General features: G+C 41.1%; 20 protein-coding genes. 10 read left to right on the top strand and 10 right to left on the bottom strand.

What is annotated here, in order from left to right; genetic code table 11:
- Nucleotides 1-6: 6 nt before the first annotated feature.
- Nucleotides 7-1,221: a nitrate/nitrite transporter gene (locus AB3N61_RS16270; RefSeq protein WP_367898097.1), complete on the bottom strand. Its 1,215-nt coding sequence runs from the start codon at nucleotides 1,219-1,221 to the stop codon at nucleotides 7-9.
- A gap of 315 nt (nucleotides 1,222-1,536) precedes the next feature.
- Here AB3N61_RS16270 and AB3N61_RS16265 point away from each other — a divergent pair, with 315 nt between their 5' ends.
- Nucleotides 1,537-5,073: a molybdopterin-dependent oxidoreductase gene (locus tag AB3N61_RS16265; protein WP_367898096.1), complete on the top strand. Its 3,537-nt coding sequence runs from the start codon at nucleotides 1,537-1,539 to the stop codon at nucleotides 5,071-5,073.
- A gap of 30 nt (nucleotides 5,074-5,103) precedes the next feature.
- On the opposite strand, the gene AB3N61_RS16260 is transcribed toward AB3N61_RS16265, so the two are convergent.
- The 6 genes from AB3N61_RS16260 to AB3N61_RS16235 all read right to left on the bottom strand — a co-directional run bounded on the left by AB3N61_RS16260 (nucleotide 5,104) and on the right by AB3N61_RS16235 (nucleotide 10,518).
- The gene (locus tag AB3N61_RS16260) at nucleotides 5,104-5,280 is read right to left on the bottom strand and encodes a hypothetical protein (RefSeq protein WP_020769068.1); all 177 of its coding nucleotides are present in this window, start codon (nucleotides 5,278-5,280) and stop codon (nucleotides 5,104-5,106) included.
- 244 nt (nucleotides 5,281-5,524) lie between these two features.
- Entirely contained in the window at nucleotides 5,525-5,938 is a 414-nt protein-coding gene (locus tag AB3N61_RS16255; RefSeq protein WP_008593886.1) for a nucleoside-diphosphate kinase, read from the bottom strand.
- A 13-nt stretch (nucleotides 5,939-5,951) separates the two neighbouring features.
- Nucleotides 5,952-6,437 carry a pantetheine-phosphate adenylyltransferase gene (coaD, locus tag AB3N61_RS16250; protein ID WP_020769314.1) on the bottom strand — a complete coding sequence of 162 codons (486 nt, stop codon included), beginning with the start codon at nucleotides 6,435-6,437 and terminating at the stop codon, nucleotides 5,952-5,954.
- Nucleotides 6,434-7,645: an argininosuccinate synthase gene (locus AB3N61_RS16245; RefSeq protein ID WP_020769181.1), complete on the bottom strand. Its 1,212-nt coding sequence runs from the start codon at nucleotides 7,643-7,645 to the stop codon at nucleotides 6,434-6,436. Before AB3N61_RS16245 ends, coaD begins: the two co-directional genes overlap by 4 nt.
- Nucleotides 7,646-7,732: 87 nt before the next feature.
- Nucleotides 7,733-9,313, bottom strand: a complete 1,581-nt coding sequence (locus AB3N61_RS16240; RefSeq protein WP_367898095.1) for a DUF2779 domain-containing protein — start codon at nucleotides 9,311-9,313, stop codon at nucleotides 7,733-7,735.
- 47 nt (nucleotides 9,314-9,360) lie between these two features.
- Entirely contained in the window at nucleotides 9,361-10,518 is a 1,158-nt protein-coding gene (locus tag AB3N61_RS16235; protein WP_367898094.1) for an ACP S-malonyltransferase, read from the bottom strand.
- A 279-nt stretch (nucleotides 10,519-10,797) separates the two neighbouring features.
- Between AB3N61_RS16235 and AB3N61_RS16230 the strand changes: the two genes are divergently transcribed.
- From AB3N61_RS16230 to AB3N61_RS16190, 9 genes are all read left to right on the top strand, one after another.
- Nucleotides 10,798-11,730, top strand: a complete 933-nt coding sequence (locus AB3N61_RS16230) for an ABC transporter ATP-binding protein (RefSeq protein ID WP_367898093.1) — start codon at nucleotides 10,798-10,800, stop codon at nucleotides 11,728-11,730.
- Between the two features lie 3 nt (nucleotides 11,731-11,733).
- Complete coding sequence (locus tag AB3N61_RS16225) at nucleotides 11,734-12,462, top strand: ABC transporter permease (protein ID WP_020769135.1); 729 nt, start codon at nucleotides 11,734-11,736, stop codon at nucleotides 12,460-12,462.
- Nucleotides 12,459-14,393, top strand: coding sequence for a Gldg family protein (locus AB3N61_RS16220; RefSeq protein ID WP_367898092.1), 1,935 nt, complete (start codon nucleotides 12,459-12,461; stop codon nucleotides 14,391-14,393). The genes AB3N61_RS16225 and AB3N61_RS16220 overlap by 4 nt, the downstream gene beginning before the upstream one ends.
- Nucleotides 14,386-15,498 carry a DUF4340 domain-containing protein gene (locus tag AB3N61_RS16215; protein ID WP_367898091.1) on the top strand — a complete coding sequence of 371 codons (1,113 nt, stop codon included), beginning with the start codon at nucleotides 14,386-14,388 and terminating at the stop codon, nucleotides 15,496-15,498. Before AB3N61_RS16220 ends, AB3N61_RS16215 begins: the two co-directional genes overlap by 8 nt.
- Nucleotides 15,498-16,127 (top strand): hypothetical protein, encoded by a 630-nt coding sequence (locus AB3N61_RS16210; protein WP_367898090.1) that lies wholly within the window; start codon nucleotides 15,498-15,500, stop codon nucleotides 16,125-16,127. Before AB3N61_RS16215 ends, AB3N61_RS16210 begins: the two co-directional genes overlap by 1 nt.
- A complete protein-coding gene (locus AB3N61_RS16205; RefSeq protein ID WP_020769019.1) occupies nucleotides 16,124-17,524 on the top strand; it encodes a UDP-N-acetylmuramate--L-alanine ligase in 1,401 nt (466 codons plus the stop codon). The genes AB3N61_RS16210 and AB3N61_RS16205 overlap by 4 nt, the downstream gene beginning before the upstream one ends.
- Nucleotides 17,521-18,546 carry a phenylalanine--tRNA ligase subunit alpha gene (pheS, locus tag AB3N61_RS16200; protein WP_020769132.1) on the top strand — a complete coding sequence of 342 codons (1,026 nt, stop codon included), beginning with the start codon at nucleotides 17,521-17,523 and terminating at the stop codon, nucleotides 18,544-18,546. Before AB3N61_RS16205 ends, pheS begins: the two co-directional genes overlap by 4 nt.
- Before the next feature lies 1 nt (nucleotide 18,547).
- On the top strand, nucleotides 18,548-18,973 hold the full coding sequence (locus AB3N61_RS16195) for an acyl-CoA thioesterase (protein WP_020769002.1): 426 nt from the start codon (nucleotides 18,548-18,550) through the stop codon (nucleotides 18,971-18,973).
- A 310-nt stretch (nucleotides 18,974-19,283) separates the two neighbouring features.
- Nucleotides 19,284-20,630, top strand: coding sequence for a hypothetical protein (locus AB3N61_RS16190; RefSeq protein WP_020769284.1), 1,347 nt, complete (start codon nucleotides 19,284-19,286; stop codon nucleotides 20,628-20,630).
- 31 nt (nucleotides 20,631-20,661) lie between these two features.
- Here AB3N61_RS16190 and AB3N61_RS16185 read toward each other — a convergent pair whose 3' ends face one another.
- The 3 genes from AB3N61_RS16185 to AB3N61_RS16175 all read right to left on the bottom strand — a co-directional run bounded on the left by AB3N61_RS16185 (nucleotide 20,662) and on the right by AB3N61_RS16175 (nucleotide 24,122).
- Nucleotides 20,662-23,052: an ankyrin repeat domain-containing protein gene (locus AB3N61_RS16185; RefSeq protein WP_367898089.1), complete on the bottom strand. Its 2,391-nt coding sequence runs from the start codon at nucleotides 23,050-23,052 to the stop codon at nucleotides 20,662-20,664.
- A 4-nt stretch (nucleotides 23,053-23,056) separates the two neighbouring features.
- Nucleotides 23,057-23,569 (bottom strand): TlpA family protein disulfide reductase, encoded by a 513-nt coding sequence (locus AB3N61_RS16180; protein WP_367898088.1) that lies wholly within the window; start codon nucleotides 23,567-23,569, stop codon nucleotides 23,057-23,059.
- Between the two features lie 118 nt (nucleotides 23,570-23,687).
- On the bottom strand, nucleotides 23,688-24,122 hold the full coding sequence (locus tag AB3N61_RS16175; protein WP_036089320.1) for a hypothetical protein: 435 nt from the start codon (nucleotides 24,120-24,122) through the stop codon (nucleotides 23,688-23,690).
- Between the last annotated feature and the right edge of the window lie 11 nt (nucleotides 24,123-24,133).

Here is a 24,133-nt window from a genome sequence, read left to right as displayed (position 1 = left end):
GTCGGCTTAAGCCGACTCCAATTCTAAGGATTCGTTTTTTCTATTTCTTTCCCAAACATAAGTGTTCATCATGAACAGAAGGAAGGCGGATAACGCAACCACCACTGACAGAACGACGAATCCTATTGAAAAAGAGCCCGAAACCGCTTTCAGACTTCCTAATAGATTCGGAACGAAAAATCCTCCTAAACCTCCGAATGCTCCGATAAATCCCGTGATAATCCCGATTTCTTTGCTGAATCTAAGAGGTACGAGCTGGAATACGGAACCGTTCCCTAATCCTAAAAAGATCATTAGAGTTACGAAAATCGGAAGTATGATCCCGACAGTTGGTAACCAAGAGACGGCTATCAAACAAGATGCGACTCCTGCGAATACGGTTAGTAAAACTGTAACTCCTCCGAATTTGTCGGAAAGATATCCTCCGATCGGGCGAACCAGACTTGCACCTAAGATACAATAAGAGGTGTATAATCCTGTAGTAACCTTATCCACACCGTATTGATCATGAAAGAAGATGGGAAGAAAGCTGGCTATACCTACGAAACCGCCGAACGTTACGCTATACAGTAAACAGAAGAATAAAGCGTCTCTCGATTTGATCGGTACTAAATATTGTTTTAAAGGTTTTTTGGAAATTGTTCCCGGACAATCTTTCGCAAAAATTAAGAAGAATACGAAGGCAAAAGCTAATGGAATAAGAGCGAGGCCGAAAACGGCATGCCACCCGAAATTTCTTGCAAGATCAGGAGCGAAGAATGTTGCGATCACAGATCCGCTATTTCCGGCACCTGCGATACCCATTACTAAACCTTGGTATTCTTTAGGATACCATCTACTGGCTAAAGGAAGCGCCACTGCAAAGCTTGCGCCAGCCGTTCCTAATAATAATCCAACCACGAACACTTCAGGAAGAGTATTCGCAAATTTCCAACCCATCAAAAGGGTGAACATTGTGATCCCCATTCCTGACAAACCGACAATCTTTGATCCGTAACGATCAGAAAGCAGCCCTAAAGGAATTCTTAATAATGTTCCTCCTAATAGAGGAACGGAAACCAACATACCTTTCTGAGCAGGACCTAGTTTGAATTCTTCTGAAATAAAAACACCCAAAGCGGCGAGCAACATCCATACCATGAAGCTGAAATCAAAGTATAGAAAGGAGCTCACAAGCGATGGAAAGTGACCGATAGATAGAAATTCACGAAACTTTTTCATTTAAAGCTCTCCGTTAACGAGCAAAAATGCTCACACGCAACTTATAGCAAGAGTCATGCCAAATATATGGATTAGTTTTTGAAAAACATCGTATTCAGTTAGAATCATATAAAAATTTAGATTGAGGTCTTCTTTTTCGAACATTAATGTAAAAATCATCGATGTATGATTAAAGAAGGAAGAGCGAAATAGCTAGAAAATACGCATATATTGTACATCATGCTTAATTTAAATGCGCACCAATTGCATTCGCTCAAGTTCCATTAAGAGGTTTTGCTTGTTTAGATGGTCTGTGAATAATTTTTATAATTTGGCATGAAAATTGCTAAAAATGAATTTGTGAATACAAAAAACGGATTTAGAAGTACTTGTTCTTACTGCGGAGTCGGATGCGGAGTATTGATTCAGAAAGAGAGTGAAACCGGTTTTACCGTCCAAGGAGATCCGGATCATCCCGCGAATAAGGGAATGCTCTGTTCCAAAGGGTTGAATTTGCATCACACCGTTCTGGATAAGAGCGACAGGCTTTTATACCCAATGGCAAGAAATCCTAAAACGGGAGAATTACAAAAAACGGATTGGGACTCTGCGTTAGGAGAGATTGCTTCCCGTTTTAAAAATTTGATCAACGAATACGGACCCGATTCCGTCGGTTTCTATGTTTCCGGACAATTATTGACGGAAGAATATTACGTCGTGAATAAACTGACCAAAGGTTTTTTAAATACGAATAATATAGATACAAACTCAAGACTCTGTATGAGTTCGGCAGTTGTAGGTTATAAGATGTCCTTAGGTGAGGATAGCGTTCCGATATCGTACGACGATATAGAGATTGCGGATTGTTTTTTGATAGCAGGAGCCAATCCTGCTTGGTGTCATCCGATTCTTTTTAGAAGAATAGAAGATAGAAAGAATTCAGACCCAAATGTAAAGATCATAGTGATTGATCCTAGAAAGACCGAAAGTTGTGAAAACGCTGACTTACATCTTCAAATTATACCCGGAACCGATATATTATTATTCAATGCTATTGCAAGAAGTCTGATAGAGACGGGCGGATTAGATCCGAATTTTATAAAATCTCATACCGAAGGTTTTGAAGAGCTGAAAGAAAAAGTTTTTTCTATCAGTATGAAAGAATATGCGGATTCTTGCGGAGTACCGGAAGAATCCATCAGGAACGCTGCAAGTCTCATCGCAAATGCAAAAGGATTCTTAACTCTTTGGGCAATGGGTTTGAACCAAAGTGTCGTAGGAGTTAATAAAAATTTAGCCTTAATTAATCTGAATTTGATTACAGGAAAGATCGGCAAACCGGGTTCCGGCCCATTCTCCTTAACCGGTCAACCGAATGCGATGGGCGGAAGAGAAGTCGGAGGACTATGTAATCTTTTACCTGCTCATAGAAATCTTGCGGATGAAAGTCATAGAAAAGAAGTGGCGGATTTTTGGGGAGTGGAATCCATTCGGGACAAGCCCGGTTATTCTGCTACGGAGATGTTTGAAAATCTCAAGAGCGGAAAGATGAAAGCCATCTGGATCGTTTGTACAAATCCCACGGTAAGTCTTCCCGACGCAAGGACAGTAGAAGCGGGACTTCGAAATGCCGAACTAGTAGTTGTGCAGGATATTTCCAATCGACATGAATCCATTCCATTCGCTCATTTTGTTCTACCTGCTGCCGGTTGGACAGAAAAGCAAGGCACCATGACCAACTCAGATAGGAGAATAACGTATCTGCCTAAAATTTTCAATCCTCCCGGCGATGCAAAGGCGGATACTTGGATACTGACAGAGTTTGCGGAGAAGATGGGATTCGGTCCTTCTTTCCACTATAAGAATGAAGAAGAAGTTTTTCTGGAACATTGTATGCTTACTAAGGGTACTAATCTGGATATTGCAGGATTGGATTATTCTATCTTACAAGAAAAAAGATCCGTACAATGGCCTTTTCCTTCCAAGGACCATGAGGGAACTCCTCGATTATTTTCTGACGGAAAGTTTTATCGTCCGGGGGGAAAAGCAAAAATACATTCAGTCGAACCTGAGGATACTTCCGAAAAAACGAACGAAACCTTTCCTTTAATTCTTACTACCGGCAGGATCAGAGACCAATGGCATACGATGACCCGCACGGGAAAGGTGCGAAAGCTTAAGGAACATAAAAAGGAACCTTATCTAGAGATCCATCCGATCGATGCAAAAAAAAGAAAGATCCTTGATTCCCAGATCGTAGAAGTCAAAAACGAAAGAGGCAGTGTTCGAGTTAGAGCAACGATTACGGAAAGTATCCGACAAGGTACCGTGTTCTTACCTATGCACTGGGGAAGAAAGAACGGAAACGATGAGGCAAGAGCGAACAATCTCACAAGCTCTAAGTTCGATCCATTTTCCAAACAGCCCGGGTTTAAAATTTCCGCAGTGGAAGTCCTTCCTTATAAAAAACCTAAGGAAAAAATACTGATTATAGGAGGAGGCAATGGTACTCTCGCTTTCCTTAGAAAGTTCAGAGCTATCTCTCCTGAGGATGAGATCACAGTCTTATGCAAGGAAGAACATCCATTTTATAACCGTATTCTATTGCCCGATCTTATCAGTGGAGATAAACAATTCTCCCAATTATCTGCGGTGAGCGAAGAGGAAATAGAATCCTGGAATATAGAAGTAAAACCTTCCGTCTCCGTTTCCGAGATCCTTCCGGAAGGAAAGAAGGTCAGAGATTCCCAAGGTATTTTATATTCTTATAATAAACTGATCATTGCCACAGGCAGCAGACCTTCTATCCCTAAATATATCCCGGAGAAGATGTTAGGGGTTTTCAGTCTTCGTTCAAAAAACGATGCGGACCGTATTAAAGGATTTTTTGTTCCGAATACTCATGCGTTGATCGTAGGCGGGGGTTTGCTCGGCTTAGAGCTTGCTGCCGCATTAAGATCCTTGGATGTAAAGGTGACCATTCTTGTGAGAACGGATCGATTAATGTCCAAACAATTGGATGAGATCTCGGGAGAAATTTTAAGAAGAGAAGTAGAAGCAAGAGGAATACGGATCTTATTCGATACTGAAATCTCAAAAGTATACGGATCGGAAAGATTGGAGAGTGTTAAGTTCAGAGACGGTTCCAGCATTCGTCCGGATGGGATCGTATTTGCAGTCGGTACGGTTCCAAATTTGGAACTAGCGAAAGAAGCAGGACTGAATTGTAAGTCCGGGATTTTAGTGAATGACTTCTTACAATCCAGCGATCCGGATATTTATGCGTTAGGAGAAGTCGCTGAACATTCTACCGGAATGTATGGAACCGTTGCTGCCACGGAAGAGCAGGCCGAGTTCGCCGCTTGGCATATATACGGATATAAGATCGCTTCATATTCCGGCTCGATGCATTCTAATCTTTTAAAAATACCGGGTTTGGAATTAGTTTCCTTAAGATTGCCTGATGTACCGATGGACGAGGCAGGTCCCGAATACGAAGAGATCGTATTTTTCGATAAAAGAAAGGGCCGTTATAAAAAATGTATCATTAAGGGAGACCGTTTGGTTGGAGCGATTTTAGTCGGAGACAAGTCCGAATTTTCGGAATTTAAAACGATGATCTCCTCAGGAATCGAGTTAGGAGATAAAAGAGATAAACTTTTGACAGGATCTTCTCCACTTAAACCCCCGATAGGGGCATTGGTCTGTTCTTGTAATGGAGTAGGAAAAGGGAATATAGAAGAAGAGATCCGAAACGGTGTCTGCGATCTCAAGACTCTTTCCGAGCAGACCGGAGCGGGAACGGGCTGTGGAAGTTGTAGGCCTGAGATACTGAAAATAATAAGAGAGACCGAAGCATTCGCTCCGGTTTGAGAACTTTCGAAGAATAGAAGAGGGATTAGATCACTCTATATCCAGATCTATATCGGGTTTTTCCGAGATAAAATCGTCTTGGGAGTAGATCACTTCCAAAACATCGTCCATCCAATCCGGGGCGCTGTCGAACAAAGTATCCTTTGTTCTGTATTTTTCTATGATACGATTGTGCTTGATGATCTGCTCTTTGGTAGCTGCGTTCATATTATTAGCTTCGGTCGAAACGGTGGTTTTATTTCGCCTACGTAGGAAAAATAGAGAAAGATATTTCCAAAAAGTACAAGAAAAATTCGTTATAATCCGGATTTTTTTCTCCGACAAGAACGTCGGTCGAATAAGTTCTTTTATATAGAACGAATGTTAGGTTGTACTATATTAGAAGATAATAATAAAAAACCCGGTGGTCTTTTTAGGGACACCGGGTCTATAAAAGGAAAAATTTGCTTTATTAGAACAGCTCGTTCCCTTTGAAAAAGAAGCTGATCTCTAATGCAGCATTGTCATCGGAATCGGAACCATGTACTGCGTTCGCTTCTTTACTTTCCGCAAATAAGGCTCTGATCGTTCCTGCAGCAGCTTCTTTAGGATCGGTTGCTCCGATCACGTCTCTCCAATGTTGGACCGCATTGTCTCTCTCTAAAGCGGCTGCAACGATCGGTCCGGAAGACATATAGCTGCAAAGGTCGTTATAGAAAGGACGAGCTGAATGTACTTTATAGAATTGTTTTGCGTCTTCCAGCGAAAGTTTAAGGTATTTTAGTCCTAAAATTTTGAATCCTTCTTTTTCGATCCTTTGTAGGATATCGCCGACATGTTTGTTTTTTACTCCGTCGGGTTTGATCATGATAAATGTTCTAGCCATTTTTATTCCTTAGTTACTTGTGGTATAATTTTTTAAGTAATGCTTTACTAACGTGTTCCGGGACCTGAGCGGATACGTCCCTTCCGTGTCTTGCCACTTCTTTTACGATTGTGGAGGAAACGAAAGAATAGTCGTTCGAGGACATTAGGAAGATGGTTTCCACTTCGGGGGCGAGTTTTTTATTCATTAGGGAAATTGCATATTCATAATCGAAGTCCGTGACCGCTCTTAATCCCCTGATGATACTTTTAGCTCCTCTTTTTTTACAATAGTCCACTGTCAGTCCTTCGAAAGTGTCTATTTCCAGATTTTCCCAACCTTTGGTCGCTTCTCGGATGAATTCTATTCTTTCTTCGATCGAAAAAAGAAGACTTTTATTGGAGTTTACGGCGACACCTATGATCACTTTATCGAATAGACCTACAGACCTTTGAAGAATGTCCAAATGCCCTCTCGTTAAAGGATCGAAGGAGCCGGGATAAACAGCAATTCTTGTCATTTTTTACGCAACCTTGCCGCTTCTTTTGCCGGCAGTCCGTATAGGTTGATAAAACCTTCGGCATCCTTTTGGTTGTACAATTCTTCTTTTTCGAAAGTTGCCATTTCCGGATTGTAAAGTGAAACCGAGGATTTTCTTCCTACGATGATGCAGTTTCCTTTATATAGTTTCACCTTTACGGTTCCGGTTACGAATCTTTGAGTCTCGGAGATGAACGCTCTCACTGCAGCCATTCTGGAAGAGAACCAATGTCCGTTATAGATCAGCTCCGCAAATTCTGCGGATAATTTATCTTTATGATGTTGTGTGTCTCTGTCGATCGTGATGGATTCCAGGTCTCTATGTGCATGGAATAAAATTGTTCCACCCGGGGTTTCATACACTCCTCTGGATTTAATTCCTACCAATCTGTTCTCTACGATGTCCACTCTTCCGATCCCGTGTTTTCCACCGATCGTATTAAGGGTGTCCACTACTTGGTACGGATCCATTTTTTTACCGTTAACGGCTACACAATTTCCCTCAACGAAGTCGAGTTCCACATACTCGGGGGAATCCGGCGCTTTCTCGGGGGAAACCGTAAGAAGGAACATATCTTCATTAGGTTCTCTATAAGGATCTTCTAATATTCCACCTTCATAAGAGATGTGCATTAGGTTCCTATCCATAGAATACGGTTTGGAAGCAGTAACCGGCACAGGGATACCTTTGGACTTCGCATATTCTATTAGGTCTGCTCTTCCTCCGAAGGACCAGGTTCTCCAAGGAGCTATAATTTCTTTTTCGGGAGCCAGGGATTTGAAAGCCAACTCGAAACGGACTTGGTCGTTACCTTTTCCGGTTGCACCGTGAGCGAATGCATCTGCTCCTTCTTTTTTACCGACCTCTACCATCGCTTTTGCGATCAAAGGACGAGCTAAGGAAGTTCCGAGCAGATATCTCATCTCATAGATCGCGTTTCCTTGGATGGCGGGGTAGATAAAGTCCCTTGCGAATTCTAAACGAAGGTCTTCAATATAAACTTTAGAGGCTCCGGTTTTGATTCCTTTTTCTTCCAGGCCGGTGAGCTCTTCTTTTTGGCCTACGTCTGCGGTAAATGCTACCACTTCGCAACCGTAGGTTTCCTTCAGCCAGGTAAGAATTACGGATGTGTCCAATCCGCCGGAATATGCTAATACGATTTTCTTTATGTTCTTTTGAGCCGCCATTCTAAGGATAGGGAAATCGCTGGACCCCTCCCGACAAGTCCGATTTTCGTTGGAATTCCTACATAAGATTCGGTCCGGCTGGAATTGTTAAGATTTTCCGGGCCAGTTTAACTTCTCCGCGAATGCTCTCAGGATCAGAATTAAAGCATAGGTATCCATCTTACAATAAGCGATCAGATCGGCTTCCACTCTTCTTTTTTCCTGCTCGGTTACGTTCTCGGTCTTGACCCTTAAAAATTCGAAATTTGCGATATGACCCGCATTAATAGTGAGTTCTTTGTAATGGGCACCCGTTAGTACAGGAAGAACCACTTTCAAAGACGTGGTTCCTTCTTGATCCGGGTGATAATAATCATAATCCCAGAACGGTTTCGCTAGATCGGAAAAATCGGACTCAATTGACTGGAACCATTCTTTAAATTTAGGATAAGCTTGGACGGATTCTTTCAGGCAACGTTTTTCAAAACTATCGTTGAATGCTAGGATAGTTCCTCCCGGTTTGATATGCGAGGCAAGAGATTCAAGGATCCCTAACCGAGGATCATTATCATGATCGTCCAGATAGATGTACTCTTCCGGCGTTTCTCCCAGGTCATTTCGAAGGATATGTAAAGAATATAAGAACGGTACATGTTGGAAAGGATGTGTATTCGGATAAACAGGTACGGGGGGATTAATCGTCTCAAAATCCAAACAATATATAGGAAACTTCAATCGATTTAGATACGATAAGAGTGCGTCTCGGTCCAGATATTCTTTTCCGGTCTTTACTGCTTCTACTTGGATCTTCTGGCGATGGGTAAATTCGGAATCCGGTTCTACCTCGGATAGATTTCTTATACCTTGATCCCAAAGAGTAAGAGTGAGTTCTTTTCCCTCTCTCAAGGTGAATAGATCTCCCGGAGGAGAATCCGAATAACAGGATTCCGGATGGATACAATTTCTGGGATGATTGCAATGTTTGGAGAAGATAGTGGAAGGAATTTTATCGTTTTCTAATATTTCTAGGAGTTTGTACGCTTTTTCCTTTGTGTCTTCCAGATTGGCTAAAGTTTCTTTACTACAATCCTTTTTGTGAAATAATCGATCCGGATCAATTTCCGCTCCGTTAAAAGTATATTCAGAACTTACCGTCCATACTTGAGTAGAAGTCACCTTATATCCGGCTTCTTCCAAAACCATTCTGATAAATGAAAGTTCGGAAATATGCGTCTTCTTGACGGAAGAAGATGCCTTGATAATAATTGCCTGCCAACCTTCTTCTTGTGGAATCAGAAAGTCGGCTCTTGTATCGAAAAATTTCGTTCTGACGCATGCTCCTTTAACGGGTTGTTTCGAATCTAAATATGATCTCGTTTTAGGATCCTTATATCCCCCGTGTTTTGCATCCGGGAAAAGATTACCCGCGATATCTTTGAGCAAAGACTTTTGTTTAGGTGAAATGAACTGATTGGAAATGTCGAACTCAAGGTTAGGTTCTTTTAGAAATTTCCAAAACTGTAATTCGCAATGCTGGCCTATTTGGAATGCGGTTCTTCCTAATAGAGGGAGTTCTTTTTCTCTATAGGGGGCCAGAACATCGAATAGAAGTTTTCGTCGTAGAGATTCAGGAAAAAGAAAAGACAACCGCCGAATCGAGGTTCTTAGTAATTTAGGAACCGAATCCATGGCGGAGTCTTTTCATTTCCGACGGGAAAATTCCCGATATCGGAAAGTTAAGCCAAAAGTACCTTGATATCTTTCGGACTGGAAGCGCTGTAAATTTTGTTCTCGGAAGTTCCCAAATTTGCTTGGGTCAATTTTTGAGAAACAACACTTGGTCCAAAATCGATACCGACTAACTTTGGAGTCTTAACGAAGGTAGCAATCGCTTTGTCCCAATAAAGAGCTTTGATCAGAACTTCTCTGAACAAAGGTAGGCTGATATCCGCATCGTTTTGGTAATTTCTTCCGTCGAAGATAGAATAAACAGGGATCTTTAACTCGGAACCTTTGTAGCTGAATCCGATCCTTTCCATATCTTGTGGAACGGTTTTTTCAGTCTCCTCCATGATAGGGCAATGAAAAGGAGCGGTAGTTCTCAAGTAGACGAATTTTACTTTTTTCTCATCCATTTCCGCTTTGAACTTTTTGCGGAAAGCAAGAAGTGCTTCCGGTGTTCCGGAAACGATATTAGAATCGGGAGTATTAAATAGAGAAACATAAATCGCTTTAGTTCCGCTGAGTCCAAGTTCCGCATTTGCCTTTTGAACTCTTTCGGAAAGTTCAGCAGCCGTGTAACCGATGACTGCAACCATTGGAGCCGGTTGTTTGTCTCCGATCTCTTCGTTACCTTTTAGAACTTCTTCAGAAGGATTATAAACTCCGTAAAGTTCCTGAGCTCTATATCCTAAATATAGAATGAATTTTAAAAATTTAGAGTAATCTTTGTAGAAGTCGGCGCCTTCTTTTCCTAAGGCCACTAATACTGCAGGAACGATTCCTTGGCTATGACCTGTTGCACCGCTTGCGTTTGCGATCAACTCGGAAGAGGCAAAACCTTTGTTCACTAAAGAGACGTAATTTGCGGTTTGTGTTAGGAAGATACCTACGATGGAGACCGGCGCACTACAGAGATAATTTTCGTCAGGCGCGGAGTCTGGGTTTTTGATCCAGGATTCGAAATCATACCCTTGGGAAATGATATTTTTGTTTAGACCGGGGACTTCTTCAGATAGTGCTTTGAAAGCTGTATCAAACAATTCTTTTAAAGAAGGATCCGTTTCGTAAAGTTTAGAAAGTTCCTTCAACCAAGGAGAACCCTGACCTCCGAATTGCAAAAAAAGTTTATTGCCTTGAGCTTTCGCTTCGTTCAAAAAGTTTGCTACTGCCATATTATGCCTTGTTATAAGTCGTTAGAAGATGCTTTTCTTTCCAGCCTTGGGTTCGCAATTCTTTTTTAAAGAGCTTTTTCGTTCTGAATAGCGTTCGTAAAGAACGACCGTTCCATTAAACATCCGATTGTTCGCTTAAAATCTCTCAAAACCTTGCGGTTCCGTCCTTCTCCGGGAAAATGATTGACCTAGTCGGGTCCGCATGAGGTTATTCTTTCCAAAACCCTTCTAATTAGAAATATCTTCTAATCTCCGGTAGGACCGGACAGAAAAAACAATATGATAAAAGTAAGGAACCTTTCCAAATTTTACGGAGAGAAATTAGCCATTGATCGTTTGAATTTCGAACTCAAAGAGGGAGAAATTGTGGGCTTACTTGGCCTTAACGGTGCAGGAAAAACAACTACGATCCGAATACTTACCGGTTACCTGATGGCAACCGACGGATTATGCGAGTTGAACGGACTTAACACGTTTGAACATCCTTTGGATGTAAAGAAGAAGATAGGATATCTTCCGGAAACTCCTCCTCTTTATCCGGAATTAACCGTGATGGAATATCTCACCTTTGCCGCTAGGATCAAGCAGATCTCGGAGGCGGATCTTTCCTCGGAATTGGATCGAGTTTTAGGCCTAACTGATCTGACTCAAGTGAAAGAGAAAGTGATCGAAACTCTATCTTTAGGATTTAGAAAAAGAGTCGGGATCGCTCAAGCTATTTTAGGAAATCCTGAAATTATCATTATGGATGAGCCTATCTCAGGCTTGGACCCTAAACAAATAGTAGAAATCCGTAATCTAATCCATGGCCTGAAGGAAAAACACACCATTCTTCTTTCCAGCCATATCCTTCCGGAAGTTTACAAAACCTGCAATCGATTCCTGTTCTTGCATAAGGGAAGATTGGTATACCAATGTGACCGCCAGGAACTGGAAAAAGAAATGGAAAATCTTTCCGGACTCGAAGTGACCTTATCCGGGAAATCCAGATCGGAAACGGAAGTTTACCTGAATGGGATCGCGAGCAGATCAGGCGCGACCTTAAAATTCGTAGGGGAAGATTCCGTTGGTTCTACATTTCTAGTTAGTACTTCCTCGGAAAGGAAGTTTAAAGAAGAATTATATGCCGGGATCTCTTCCTCCGGTATCCTGCCTGAATTTATCCGCAAGCAGGATGTGACCTTAGAACAAATCTTTATGAACAAGGTTTAATTCATGTTTCGAAATATTAAATGGATCTTCTTAAAAGAAGTTAGGGTATTTTTCGGCACCTATTTGGCTCCCTTGGTTTTGGGTGGGACTGCGTTCTTAAATTCATTATTCGTTTTGATCTTGAATTTTAACTCAGGAACGAATTATACCGAAACCACAATCATTACTTTTATCTCCTTTATGAGCACAATGTTGATTGCGATGCTGATCGTTGCCATGGGTTCTATAACGGAAGAAAAAAACAGAGGAACGTTGGAGTTCCTATTTACCGCTCCTATTTCCGATCTGGAGATCGTAGTAGGTAAATTTTTATTCGGAACGTTTGTATGTGCGATCATCTCCGTTGCAGTGGACGGTCTCTTTCCGCTTTTCCTCTATTTCTTTTGGAAAGCTCCTTTATACATAGTTGCTTCCGGTACGATCGGAGTTTTTTTACTCGGGCTCTTCACCTTTGCAGTCGGATTATTCGGATCTAGTTTGGGAAAAAACCAAATGATCTCTCTTTTGATCTCGATCGCGATCTTGTTGACTTTATGGGTGATCGGTTACTTCTCCCATCTATTCGATGCCGCAACTCGTAGCGTTTTGTTTCACTTGCATATATTTACTCACTTTATCAGTTTTTCAAAAGGAGTGCTCCCTTTGAGCAGTACCGTTTTTTTTATCAGTGGAACGATCTTCTTTTTGTATCTTACAGTAAAAGTTTTAGAATCTAGGAGATGGAGAGGATGAGATCAAATTTAATGTCTAGAATTCTTTCCTGGACTTCCATCGTATTTTTATTACTCTTCTTCCCTGTTTATGAGTCTTTTTCAAGCGCAGGAGTCCGATGGGCGATTTCCATTCTTGTAATTTCTATTATCGCTGGATCCGGATTTTTATCGTATTTAAGTTCCAAAAAAGAAGATAAGGAGATCAATTTACTCATCTCTTCCGGATTGGGCATTGTTTCTTTGGGAATTTATTTCCTGAGAGTCTATTTGGAAGATCTTTCTCTTCAAAAAGGGGGAACTGCTCCGGTTTGGATCTCAAACTTAAGGGAATTCCTTTTGGTCTTCTTGGTATTATTCGTATTGGGAAGCGTATTCTTAGGATTATTAAGAGAATGGGAGAGAAGCTCCTTCGAAAACCAATCCAGTCTGAAAGGAAGAAAACAAAGCCTTGTCAGGGACTTTTTTCTCGGGACGGGGATACTTCTTCTTATACTAATATTAGCGAATTATATTTCCGTAATGAGAAATCATAATTTCGATCTGAGCTCCAAGGGAGTTCATTCCTTCTCCATCGAAGCCAAAAAGATCCTGAAAGAAATTCCCGAAGGTGGAGAAGTGGACGTAATAGCTTTTTATCCTCGCCCGCTGGACAGCACCGCTCGAAATGCGGATGGAAGTTCTTCTCTCGCGCTAAAAAGAATTCGTCCCGATCTGGAAATTTTACTCAGCCAATTGGTCTCTATTCATCCGGGATTCAAAGTAAAGTTTATCAATGCGGATGTGGAACTGGATGAAATTGCCGAATTCGGACAGGTTTCTAATGGTAACGTTTTGATACGTTATCGTAAAGCAGGTTCTATTGCCGGTCCGTATCCCGAGCAAAAGGTCGGAGTGAAAGATAAATCCGAACTGGAAGATCTGGAAAGAAGATTGGTCCAGGCTTTTATGAACGTCACCACCAAAGAAAGAAAGGTGTACTTTACGGAAGCGAATGGGGAAAGATATTCCCAAACTTTCCAAAATCTTCCGAACGAAAAGGTGGTCCGTTTTGCGGATTCATTATCTTTTTTGAATTTTAAATCCACCGGGATCGGTTTCCAAAATAATTGGCCTCCAAAGATCCCCGATGATGCGGAATTTCTGGTAATTGCGGGACCTACTGTTCCATTCTCCCCGGAAGCAAGGACGTCCATTTTGGATTTTGTTTTTAAAAAGAAGGGAAAACTTTTCATCACGATCGAACAAAGAGGCGGGGAAAGTTTCGATTGGCTTTTAGAAGCCGCGGGATATTCTTTTGCAAAAGGCAATCTTTCCCAAAGTCCAAGTCGGGCTCCTGGTTTGATCTTAACCAAAGCTTTTAGAGATCATGCGATCGAAGAATCCCTATCTAAAAAAGACACCGGGATCGTATTTCCTTATGGAGGATATTTCGAACAAAAACCTCCCGCTAATCCTGCAGATATAAAGTTAGACGCTTCTATCCTGTTGGAAACCGGAGGAGATGTTTATCTCGATAAGAATGGAAACGGAAAACAAGAGAAAGAAGAAGAGAAAAAAAATCTTCCGGTCGCTTTGGTATTAAAAACCAAGTCGTCGACTCCGGTCATTCCGCCTGCGGATCCGAATTCACCCCCCACAATATTGCCGGAAACAAAATCGGAAGACGAAGGACGGATCGTGATCTATTCCGGAACTTCCTGGATCACGAACCAATATCTTCCTTACGAGGCGAACTACGAACTTGCGGGAGCTTCCGTCACTTGGATGTACCAAGACGTTAGTCTTCCTGCGATCCCTCCTAAAAAAGAAGAGATCGAAACCGTTTCCTTAACGGACGGGCAGAAAAGAGCAGTTTGGATCTTGGGAATGTTCTTATTTCCCGGACTCATTGCGGGTCTAGGTTCCATCTACGTGATCAAAAGAAGAAAGGCCGGGCAGAAGAATGCGTAATAAACTTTATTTACTCGGCCTCGTTGTCGTTTTACTCTTTTTGGCCTTCTTCCTTGTGGAAAAAACTAAGGAAGATACAACGGAGATAGAATATTGGAAACTTTCTTTGGATCGGATCGAATATTATCCGCCTAGTGAACAATGGATAGAAAAGACGGGAGAAAAATTTTATTCTAAACCCTTTACGATCTCCGTGAAAGAAGGGATTCGAAAGGGAGAAAAATTTTTTACTGTCTTAAACAAAGACACTGAAACCGGAAAGGAAATAGAATACGAAGGCGGTTATAATTCGGAGAATACCGTCCGAGATTTCGGGACTTATAGAGTAAAAGGGACCGAAGAAGTTCTAGAAGGCGTACAGATCAAGGAATCCTTACAAGTAGGGGAAGATTCACCTAAATTAGTTTTTTATTCCGGCAATATTTCCAAAACTTTAAGGATCGGAAAAAAACATTCCTTAGGTTCTACTCGAGTAATCTTGCATGAAGGGCCGATCCGAAATATACTGACCTCTTCTTCCTATTTATTCGATAGATTCCAAAAAGGTCCTCAAGACTTCCGTCAAAAAAGTATTTTGACCCTAAATAAGGAATATGTAAAAGAAATTTCTTATGTAGATGAGAATGGTACTTCAATCCGAATCGATAATACTCCTTTTGAATCGAATAGTATTAAAAAAAATTTCTGGCGCAGGCTTTCCGGCGAGATCATTTTGCTGGAACCTAAGTTTGGCGAAGATCTATACAGATACATGACAGGTTTGAAGGTGGAAACTTTTCCTGATGATGAGAATGGCGCCGGTTTTGGCATTGGAAATATACTCGCTCCCGGTGCCGAGAAGTCCGAATTTTCTTTAGCTAGTGTAAAGGTTTTGATTTCCGACGGGAACGAGATCGTATATCGTTTTCATAAAGAGACCAGCATTGGAGATAAAAAACTGACTCCTGTGATCCGAATTATAAATTCTAATTTTAAAGAACCTCCGGTTTATGTAGTGGCAAATGCATTTACTCAAATTCAAGCTGCCGCGACTGCGATCAAAAACGCAAAAGCGATCGTAAAACCCGCTAAAACAAAGCCTGGAAATACCTCTCGGAAAAAATAATGTTTTTGATCACGCCGAACTCGGAACTCACTGAAGTAGAAAAGTCCAAACTTTCTCTATTGGATAAAATTTTCAGGGCCCCTACGGAAGCTTTCGATCTTTATCTTAGAAATCCATCTTTGGGTAGAAAGGAACTATTAAGATTACATTATGCGCTTTGGCTCCTTGCCCCGATTTCGAAAATTGCGGGGAACCTGATCAAGATCGTTTTGGACCTGATCTTCGGAGAGGAAGTGGATCTTAATCTATTCTCCGGAGTGATCACTTCTCTTATCATCTATCCTGTTATACTTTTAGTAGTTTCTCAGTATGATGTGGTCCGAGTGTTTTATAGAAAAGTGGATCGCACAAAAGGGGAGAATTATCCCGCCGCCGACGTCCTGACGCTTGCATTTTTAGCCTTCTCCGCTTCTTCTATCTTTTGGATCCTTCCGAGTCCGATCAATTTGGGATTAATAGGGATTTCTTTTTTGTATTCCGTATATCTCTCCTTTATAGGAATGAAAAGAGTGAGCGGAGTAGAATCTAAAGAAATTCTAATATTCTTCCTTTTTGGGACAGCGTATCTATTAAGTATTTCCTTGGTTTTCGTATTCATCTATAATATTATTAGGACCTTATTAAATTGAAAATTCATCTGATAGGGATAGGCGGGATCGCAATGGGAAACCTGGCTTCCATGCTGAGAAGTCTAGGCCACGAAGTTTCCGGCTCCGATGCCGGAGTATATCCTCCAATGTCCGATAAATTAAAAGAGTGGGGCATACCTTATTCAGAAGGTTTCGATGCGGAGAGAGTTAAAGGCAAAGATCTAATCGTAATCGGAAACGCGATCTCCAGAGGAAACCCTGAAGTCGAAGAGGTCCTAAATTCCGGATTGGAATATGTTTCCATGTCCGCCGCTTTAGAAAGATATATTCTCGCCGGAAAAAAAGTGGTGGTAGTTGCGGGAACTCACGGCAAAACCACAACCACATTTTTGATCCATCATTTATTGAAAGAAGTAGGATTGAATCCCGGATTATTCGTAGGCGGGATCCGTAAGGACGGATTTCCAGGTTTCGAATTCACGAACGGAAACTATTTTGTGATCGAAGGAGACGAATACGATACGGCATTCTTCGATAAGGCCTCCAAGTTTTTACACTATAGACCTACCTATGCGGTCTTGAACGCATTAGATTTTGATCATGCAGATATTTTTAAGGATATCGGAGAGATCGAAACAATGTTCTCCAGATTGTTGAGGCTCGTGCCTGGAAACGGAAAAGTATATTACTGGGCAGGCGCCTCAAATCTAAAAAGAATTTGTGGAGAAGCTTCTAAATTCGTAAAATCGGAAGCGTTCGAATTTAATAAAAAGGATTCCTTTCTTATTTGGAAGAAGGGAGAATTATATTCCGGAGAAAGACTTCTCCGTCCTGGATTTTTCGGAAACCATAATTATAGGAACGCGGAAGTCGCGCTCAGGGTTTGCGAAGAAATATTAAAAAAAGAAAATATTCCAAAAGCTAAGGAAAAGTTACTGGATGCTTTGGAATCTTTCCCCGGTGTAAAACGTAGACAGGAGATATTATTCGAGTCTGCGAGAAGTATCTTGATCGAGGACTTTGCCCACCATCCCGTTGCGGTAGAAGAAACGATCCGCTCCGTAAAGCAGAGATTTCCTGGTTTTAAAATTATCAGCTTATTCGAACCCCGAAGCGCTACTTCCCATAGAAACGTTTTCCAAAAAGAGTACTCTTTTGCATTTAAGGGTTCTGCAGTGACCATGATTACGGAAATTTATAATCTGAAAAAGGTCTCCAAGGACAGCAGATTGGATGTAAAAAAGCTGATCCTGAAACTTCCAAAACATTCGGGGACCCTTCCCTTTTACTGCAAGGACCCTAAGGATCTGGTCCAGAAAGTTCGGAAAATCCTTCCCCAATTCGAGAAGGATAAAATCCTGATCCTAGCGATGTCCAATGGGGCTTTCGGCGGAATTTATCCTTCTTTGAAGGAATTGGTCGGATCTAGAAAATGAATCTATCGGAAGAATTAGACAAAATTTTTGAAGAAGCGAATCGTTTGATCGGATCTTCCGTCGACGAAGCGGATCTGGACAAAAACAAGAACGAGTATTTGGGTAAAAAAGGAAAACTTACCTCAGTACTCAAAAACTTAGCGTCCTTATCTATCGAAGAAAAAAAAACCGTCGGCCAAAAGGCGAATGACCTTTCTAAAAGTCTGGAAGAGATCGTTTCCAAAACCAGAGAAAATCTCAAGGCCAAAGGTTTTAAAGAACAGTCCGAAAAAGAATGGTTCGATGTTCTTCGTCCATTGGGAGAGACAGAGCCCGGCACATTACATCCTATTACGAAAATTCAATATGAGATCGAGGACATATTTACCTCGATGGGTTTCGAGATCTGGGACGGGCCGGAAGTTGAAACTGACTTTAATAATTTCGGCGCCTTAAATTTTACGGACGATCACCCTGCTCGAGATATGCAGGATACTTTTTATTTGGAAAACGGAAACCTTCTTCGTACTCACACTTCCGCGATCCAAGTGCGTGCATTAAGAAAATTGAAACCGCCTTTCAAGATCATCGGACCGGGACGTGTATTCCGTTACGAAGAAGTGGACGCTTCTCACGAAACGTCCTTCTATCAGATAGAAGGTATGGTGGTAGGAAAGGACATCTCCGCGGGTAATATGCTCTATACGATGGAAGTCCTACTTTCAAGAGTTTTCGAGAAAGAAGTAAAGACCAGGTTGAGACCCGGATTTTTCCCGTTCGTAGAGCCGGCATTCGAGTTGGATATCAACTGCCAGGTCTGCGGAGGAAGCGGTTGCTCCGTATGTAAACAATCCGGTTGGTTGGAGCTGATGCCTTGCGGTTTAGTACATCCGAACGTTTTCAAACTGAACGGTTTAGATCCTCAAGAGTGGACCGGATTTGCATTCGGACTCGGACTTGACAGATTAGTTATGATGAAATACGGGATCCATGATATCCGTTATCTACATTCAGGGAACCTGAGGTTCTTAAAACAATTCTAATATGATTATCACTCCGATCCAAACCAGATGGAACGATTTGGATCCTTTCGCGCATGTGAATAATGCCAGATACATGTCCTATTTTGAGATAGGACGAGTGGATTATTGTTCCAAAAAATTCAATACCAAAGATATCTACGATGTTCCATTCTTACTCGCAAGAATGGAAGTGGATATGCTTAAGGCAGTCGAATTATTTCATCCGATAGAAGTTTGGACCTGCGTTTCTAAAATCGGGAATAAGTCATGGGATTTTACTTCCTTAATACGACATACGGAAACCAAGGAAATTTTTACTAAGGCAAAAACGGTCCAAGTGTCTTACGATCATAGGAATAAATCCTCTATACCGATCCCGGATTGGATCCGTAAAATTTTGGTAGAGGATTTGGAGATATTCAAAGCCACATTTGAAAAAGCGGATTGAATTTTTCCTTTTACCTGCGGTCTTTGAAAAACAGAACACAAAAATTTTCGGAGTAGTGAGCGGTAGATTTTCGCAAAGGTTAAAAGGAGAAGGTCGTATATTCTGGAGCAAATTCAAGCCCGGTGCATTTTAAACTTTCTATCAAAGATCTCAAAAGAATGTCGGGAAAAGTCCGGAAGAACAATCCAAAAGTATTCCCGAAGTTTAAATGATTTATAACTTTGGGGATAACTAGGAATCCCCACGGAGGTAATAAATTCTTTACAAAATATAAAAATTCAACATCGTTTGCTTCCTTTTGGAATTTCCAATGAAACGAACCTTCTTAACTATTCTAATTTATTCCTTCTCTTTTCCCGTATGGTCTCAAACTGCAAACCTTTGGCAAACGATAGTCGGAGGAGAACAATACAACGGCATGATTGCCAAGGATTGTCCGGAAGATCTGCCAGGTCACTTTATTATGTTAAAAGACGGAGGCTCCGTTATCATCGGATCCGCCAACGATTGTAGTAGGCTCGATACGCATGCCCTAGCGGAGAAAAGAAAATATTCCAATGCCTGGGCAACCAAGATTGACGGGAACGGAAATCCTGTTTGGTGGAAATACTTATTCACGGGAAAACCGATCGACCTTGGCGGATACACCCAATTCGTTTTGAATCATGAAAGTGTACTTTCAAAACTTTCTCATGAAACTTCGGATGGCGGGTTCGTAACAATGGGCACCATGGGTTCCGTCGAAAAGAAACAGCTTGTATTTATGAAATACGATGCCGATGGAAAACTGCTTTGGGACAAATATCTTTTGCCCAAAGACTTTTGTGATTCTTTTTGTGGAGAAACGGATGTAAGTGTTTGTCATCTACACGAACTTTCGAACGGCAAATGGACAGCGATCGTTTCCGTTCAATATAGATTAGAAAAAGAAACAAAAGAGGGAAATACTACCACGATATCGAGTACTATAGAGACTGCATATTTTTTTGTTCGGTTTTCTAAAGATGGAGATATTAAATTCGTAAAATACCTAAAGGATTTTAAGAACTTTCCTGAAACTAGTTTAGGATTTTCTGATGGAGGAGTTTTACTTGCAGAGAATACAAGCATCCATTCCGGAAAGGAATCCCAAAAGGATGTGATCCTCCATAAAATTGACGAGGACGGAAAGCCTGTTTGGAAAAAACAATATGGAAAACCGGGAATAGAGGAATGGGCTTCCAAGATCATTTCTGTTTCAGACGGGAATCTACTTTTTGCAGGTGCTGTAACTCTAAATTCTAGGAACACTCAGACCTGGCTCATGAAATTGAATCAAAACGGGGAAATAATCTGGGAAACTATACAAAAGATTGAAGGACTCGGATTTTTAACGGATATAATCGAAACCCCGGAAAAAGATTTTATGGCTCTTTCCTCCGATGGAGAAGGTCCTTTACGTTTGGTGAAATTTTCCGCCGAAGGAAAGAAACTTTGGGAGAAAAAACAAACGAAAAGATTGTATTCAGCCTATCGAATCCTGAACGTTTCGGACGGATTTATTATAGTGGCTTACACAAAAGGAAAGCCTGCGATTTATATAGATCCGATTCTGATCAAAACGGACAAGGAAGGGAATCTTTCAAAGGATGCGGTTCGGAAAAATTTTACGAATTAGGAAACCATAATATATTATAGATCGGGCCAGCTTACTCCACACAGTTCACTTGGCATTCCGCTCCTGCTTTTTTTAGGATCTTCACTATATTCGGGTTTTCGTACCGATTCTTTTGGACCGCCCAGTCCATCGGTGTCCAACCGATATTATCTTTTTCGTTTACTCTTGCACCTGCTTGGATCAAAAGTTTTAAAGATTCAGGGTGTCCACTTTCCGCGGCCTTGTGAACAGGTGTCCATCCATCGTCATTCTTTAAATTTAGATCCGATCCTCTCTGCAAAAGTAATCTTGTGATCTCGGGAAATTGGACAGCCAAATGTAAAGGGGTCATTCCGTCATTTCTCGTCGCACTCGGATCTGCACCTGATCTTAAGAACAATGCACATAACTCGTAGAAACCATGAAGAACCGCTCTATGCAATGGAGTTTCCCCTTCTCCGTTTTTGGAATTCAATTCCGCTCCTATCTGTAAAAGGAAGGCGGATACTTCATAGTATCCGAAACCGGCTGACTTGTGCAAAGGTGTATTGTCCAAATAATCTTTCGTATTCGGATCGGAGCCTCTTAGTACGAATCGATTGATGTCATCTATCTTTCTTTGGCGCACTGATTCAAAAAAATCCGGATCCAAACTTGCGTCGGTTTTGAGGGAACTTCTTACGATCTTTAAGGAGTCCGAGCTGATCAGGATCATATCGCTTTCCGCTAATCTTTGGGCAGCGTTTTTTCCCGAATCCGAATGAGTAGAATTCGGATTTGCCCCTAACTTGATGCAGGTATCCACCTGTGTTTTGGATTTTTTATCGATTCCTTCATGAAGAAGAAGGTCCGCTGTTCCCTGGTCGAATAAATTTTTACCAACCTGAGGAGCTGCTTTTGTCCGGAAATGATTGAAATATTTGATCTGTTCTTCCGAAACAAATTCGGATCTGGCTAAAATTTCCAGGATCTGTCTGAAACCTTCTCCAATTTTTTCGATATGATTTTTTTTGCGTTCCGGGTCCGATTCCAATGCTTCCGCTAAAAATGATCTTTCCAAACTTTGGTACAATCCGGAAAGTTTACTTTGCAAATACGATCTTCCGGTAGTTTCGGAAGTGAGGATCTTTCTTTCCACTCTTGCTTTTAATGCGGAGGATTCGGGCCCTGATCTTAATTTGATAAGCTCGTTTCGAACGGATTTATAATTTAAGATAGCGCCGCTAAAATCGAAGTCCGCATAAAGTCTGTCCCCTTCCTTCTCTTGGAGACCGAAGATCAGAAAATTCAGTTTTTCGATCCGATCATCTAATGCTTTTTCAAATTCTGCCAATCGGAAAGAAGAAGGTGTTTTGGTTATGTATTCTTTTTTGAGCTGTGTATATTCTTCGCTTAATCTCTTTAAAAAAGAGACCTCTCCTCCTTTCTGTGCGGATGAGTCTATTTCTGAGAATTTATCCTTATATATTAGAAAATATGAATTTGAAATTTTGCCTCTGATATTTTTTAGATAGTCGGACATCTCCGATCTGGATCTGTCCGAAAGTCTTTGTTCTAAGGCGTTTAAGGTTTCCCCGTATTCCAAAATCGATTTCTCATAGAGTTTTTCTTTTACCAGGTCGTCCGCTTTGGAAAGTTTAGGCCGGATCGTTTCTATAAAATTTTTCGCGCTCTGGTCCTCTATTTTGAAATTTAAAACATTAATCTCTCCGGTTTTATCATCTTGGACCTTAAAGCTGGGGAATTCTACCTTCTCTACTATTCCAGGGAACGCCGCTGCAAAGTTGATTGCGTATCTTGGATCGATCAGTTTGCGACCGGCTTCCGAGGAATAATAATCGATCTGGTATTCGGGAAACTCCAAATCGAAAGAAGTTTTGATCGAATAAGTGAGCGCCACAGAATCCCTTTTTTGGGATCTTAGATTGATCTTATACCCTTTATTTGAAAGAAAGATAGAACCTGAGATCAGTTCGTCCGCATCGATCGCATCTGCGATCTGTTTCATACAGATCTCGTCGTTACAGTTCAATTTTTGGCTTAGCTCAACTTGTTTTAGAAGTGCCGCCAAAGAATCATCGTCGGCTATATTGAATTTTCCTTCAAAATTTTTTAATATGGAATTGATGATCCCGTTCCTAAATCTACTCTCTAGATATTTTGGCACACCGTTTTCTAATTTCAGTTTATGGACATAGATCTTCCGGACCGAATTTTCTTTCGAAAAAAGTTCCGAACCAGAGAGAAAGAAAATTAAAAAAATACAAGCGACTTTTATAAGGGTGGGCTTAATAAATTCGTTCTTTGTTGGAATTCCAACATTACAAAGATTCAGAATGAAGCTGATCGTTTGAACTTCTACAGGATAAGATTCCCGATTGGAATCCACGATGGTGTTTGCCGTTATTAACTTGGGCCCAGGCTTTACGGAATCGTTTTCCAAAGGATTACCTCTTGTTTTCCAGAATGGAAATCATTTTGGACCAGTTTTCCCGAGTGTATCCGTATTCTTTGAATATTATTTTTTTCTTTTGGACCACCATGCTGGTCGGAGTTCCTGGGAATTCTAAAATTCTCATGCTAGTTTGTAGGCTGTCAAAATATAAAGATGTTTGTTGTTTGATACCAAGTTCGTTCGCTAATTCGGAAACGGAACCTGGATCATCTCCTACAAAAATGATCCAAAGATGTAGTTTTCTTTTTGGATAAGAAGCGTTCCATTTTTTAGAATATTCCAATAAATTAGGTATTTCTTCTTTGCAGGGAGGGCAATCGGAACTGGTGAAATTTAAAATCACTAGATCTTCATCGGGGATTTGGTCGAGTTCTTGGTATAATGTTTTTCTTTCCAAATCCAAGGAATAGAGGGGAATATTGCGGACCTCGCTTTGGTCATTGGGGTCTGCTGCAAGACTCCCGAAAGAAAGTAGTGATATTAGAACCCAAAGGATCGTTTTCATACAATTATTGAAAAGAGGATCTCTCTTTGAAGATTGGACCCTGGCAGGTTAGGATTTACTCCCAAGGTTTTTGGATTTGGAATGAAGTTCTAAAAATTCGGAATGAAACCGGGTGCAGTCAATCTTCTTCGCTTGAGAACGTAAAAACGAAACAAGATAATATGCTTAGAACGGATTGATAGAATACCCAAAGCCAAACCAGTTTTACCGGAAAAGCGCCGGTGAATTGAGAGATTGCTAGAGCAGGGGCGGCAAAAGCGGCAATGGAAAAAATGATCCCTGCAAGAAGTCCGCCAATAAGCCCGTACGGTAATGCCGGTCTAACGAGAGATATTAATATTCCAATGAAGAATACTTCTAATATGTCTGCTACGATGGGTCCGATCCAAAAGACCTGCGACATAGGAACGAAGAAGTTTTTTAGATTCGGATCAAAATAGAAAGTGGAGAATAAAAGAGTTCGAAGAGAAACGGAAGCTACTTCCCAGAAGCCTAGAGCTACGAAGAACCTGAGTAAAAATTGATTCCAATCTTTTGCCGTGCGTAAACCCATATAAACGAAAA

Source organism: Leptospira sp. WS58.C1, from assembly GCF_040833995.1.
GTDB lineage: Bacteria > Spirochaetota > Leptospiria > Leptospirales > Leptospiraceae > Leptospira_B > Leptospira_B cinconiae.
This window is presented reverse-complemented; position numbering and strand designations above follow the sequence as displayed.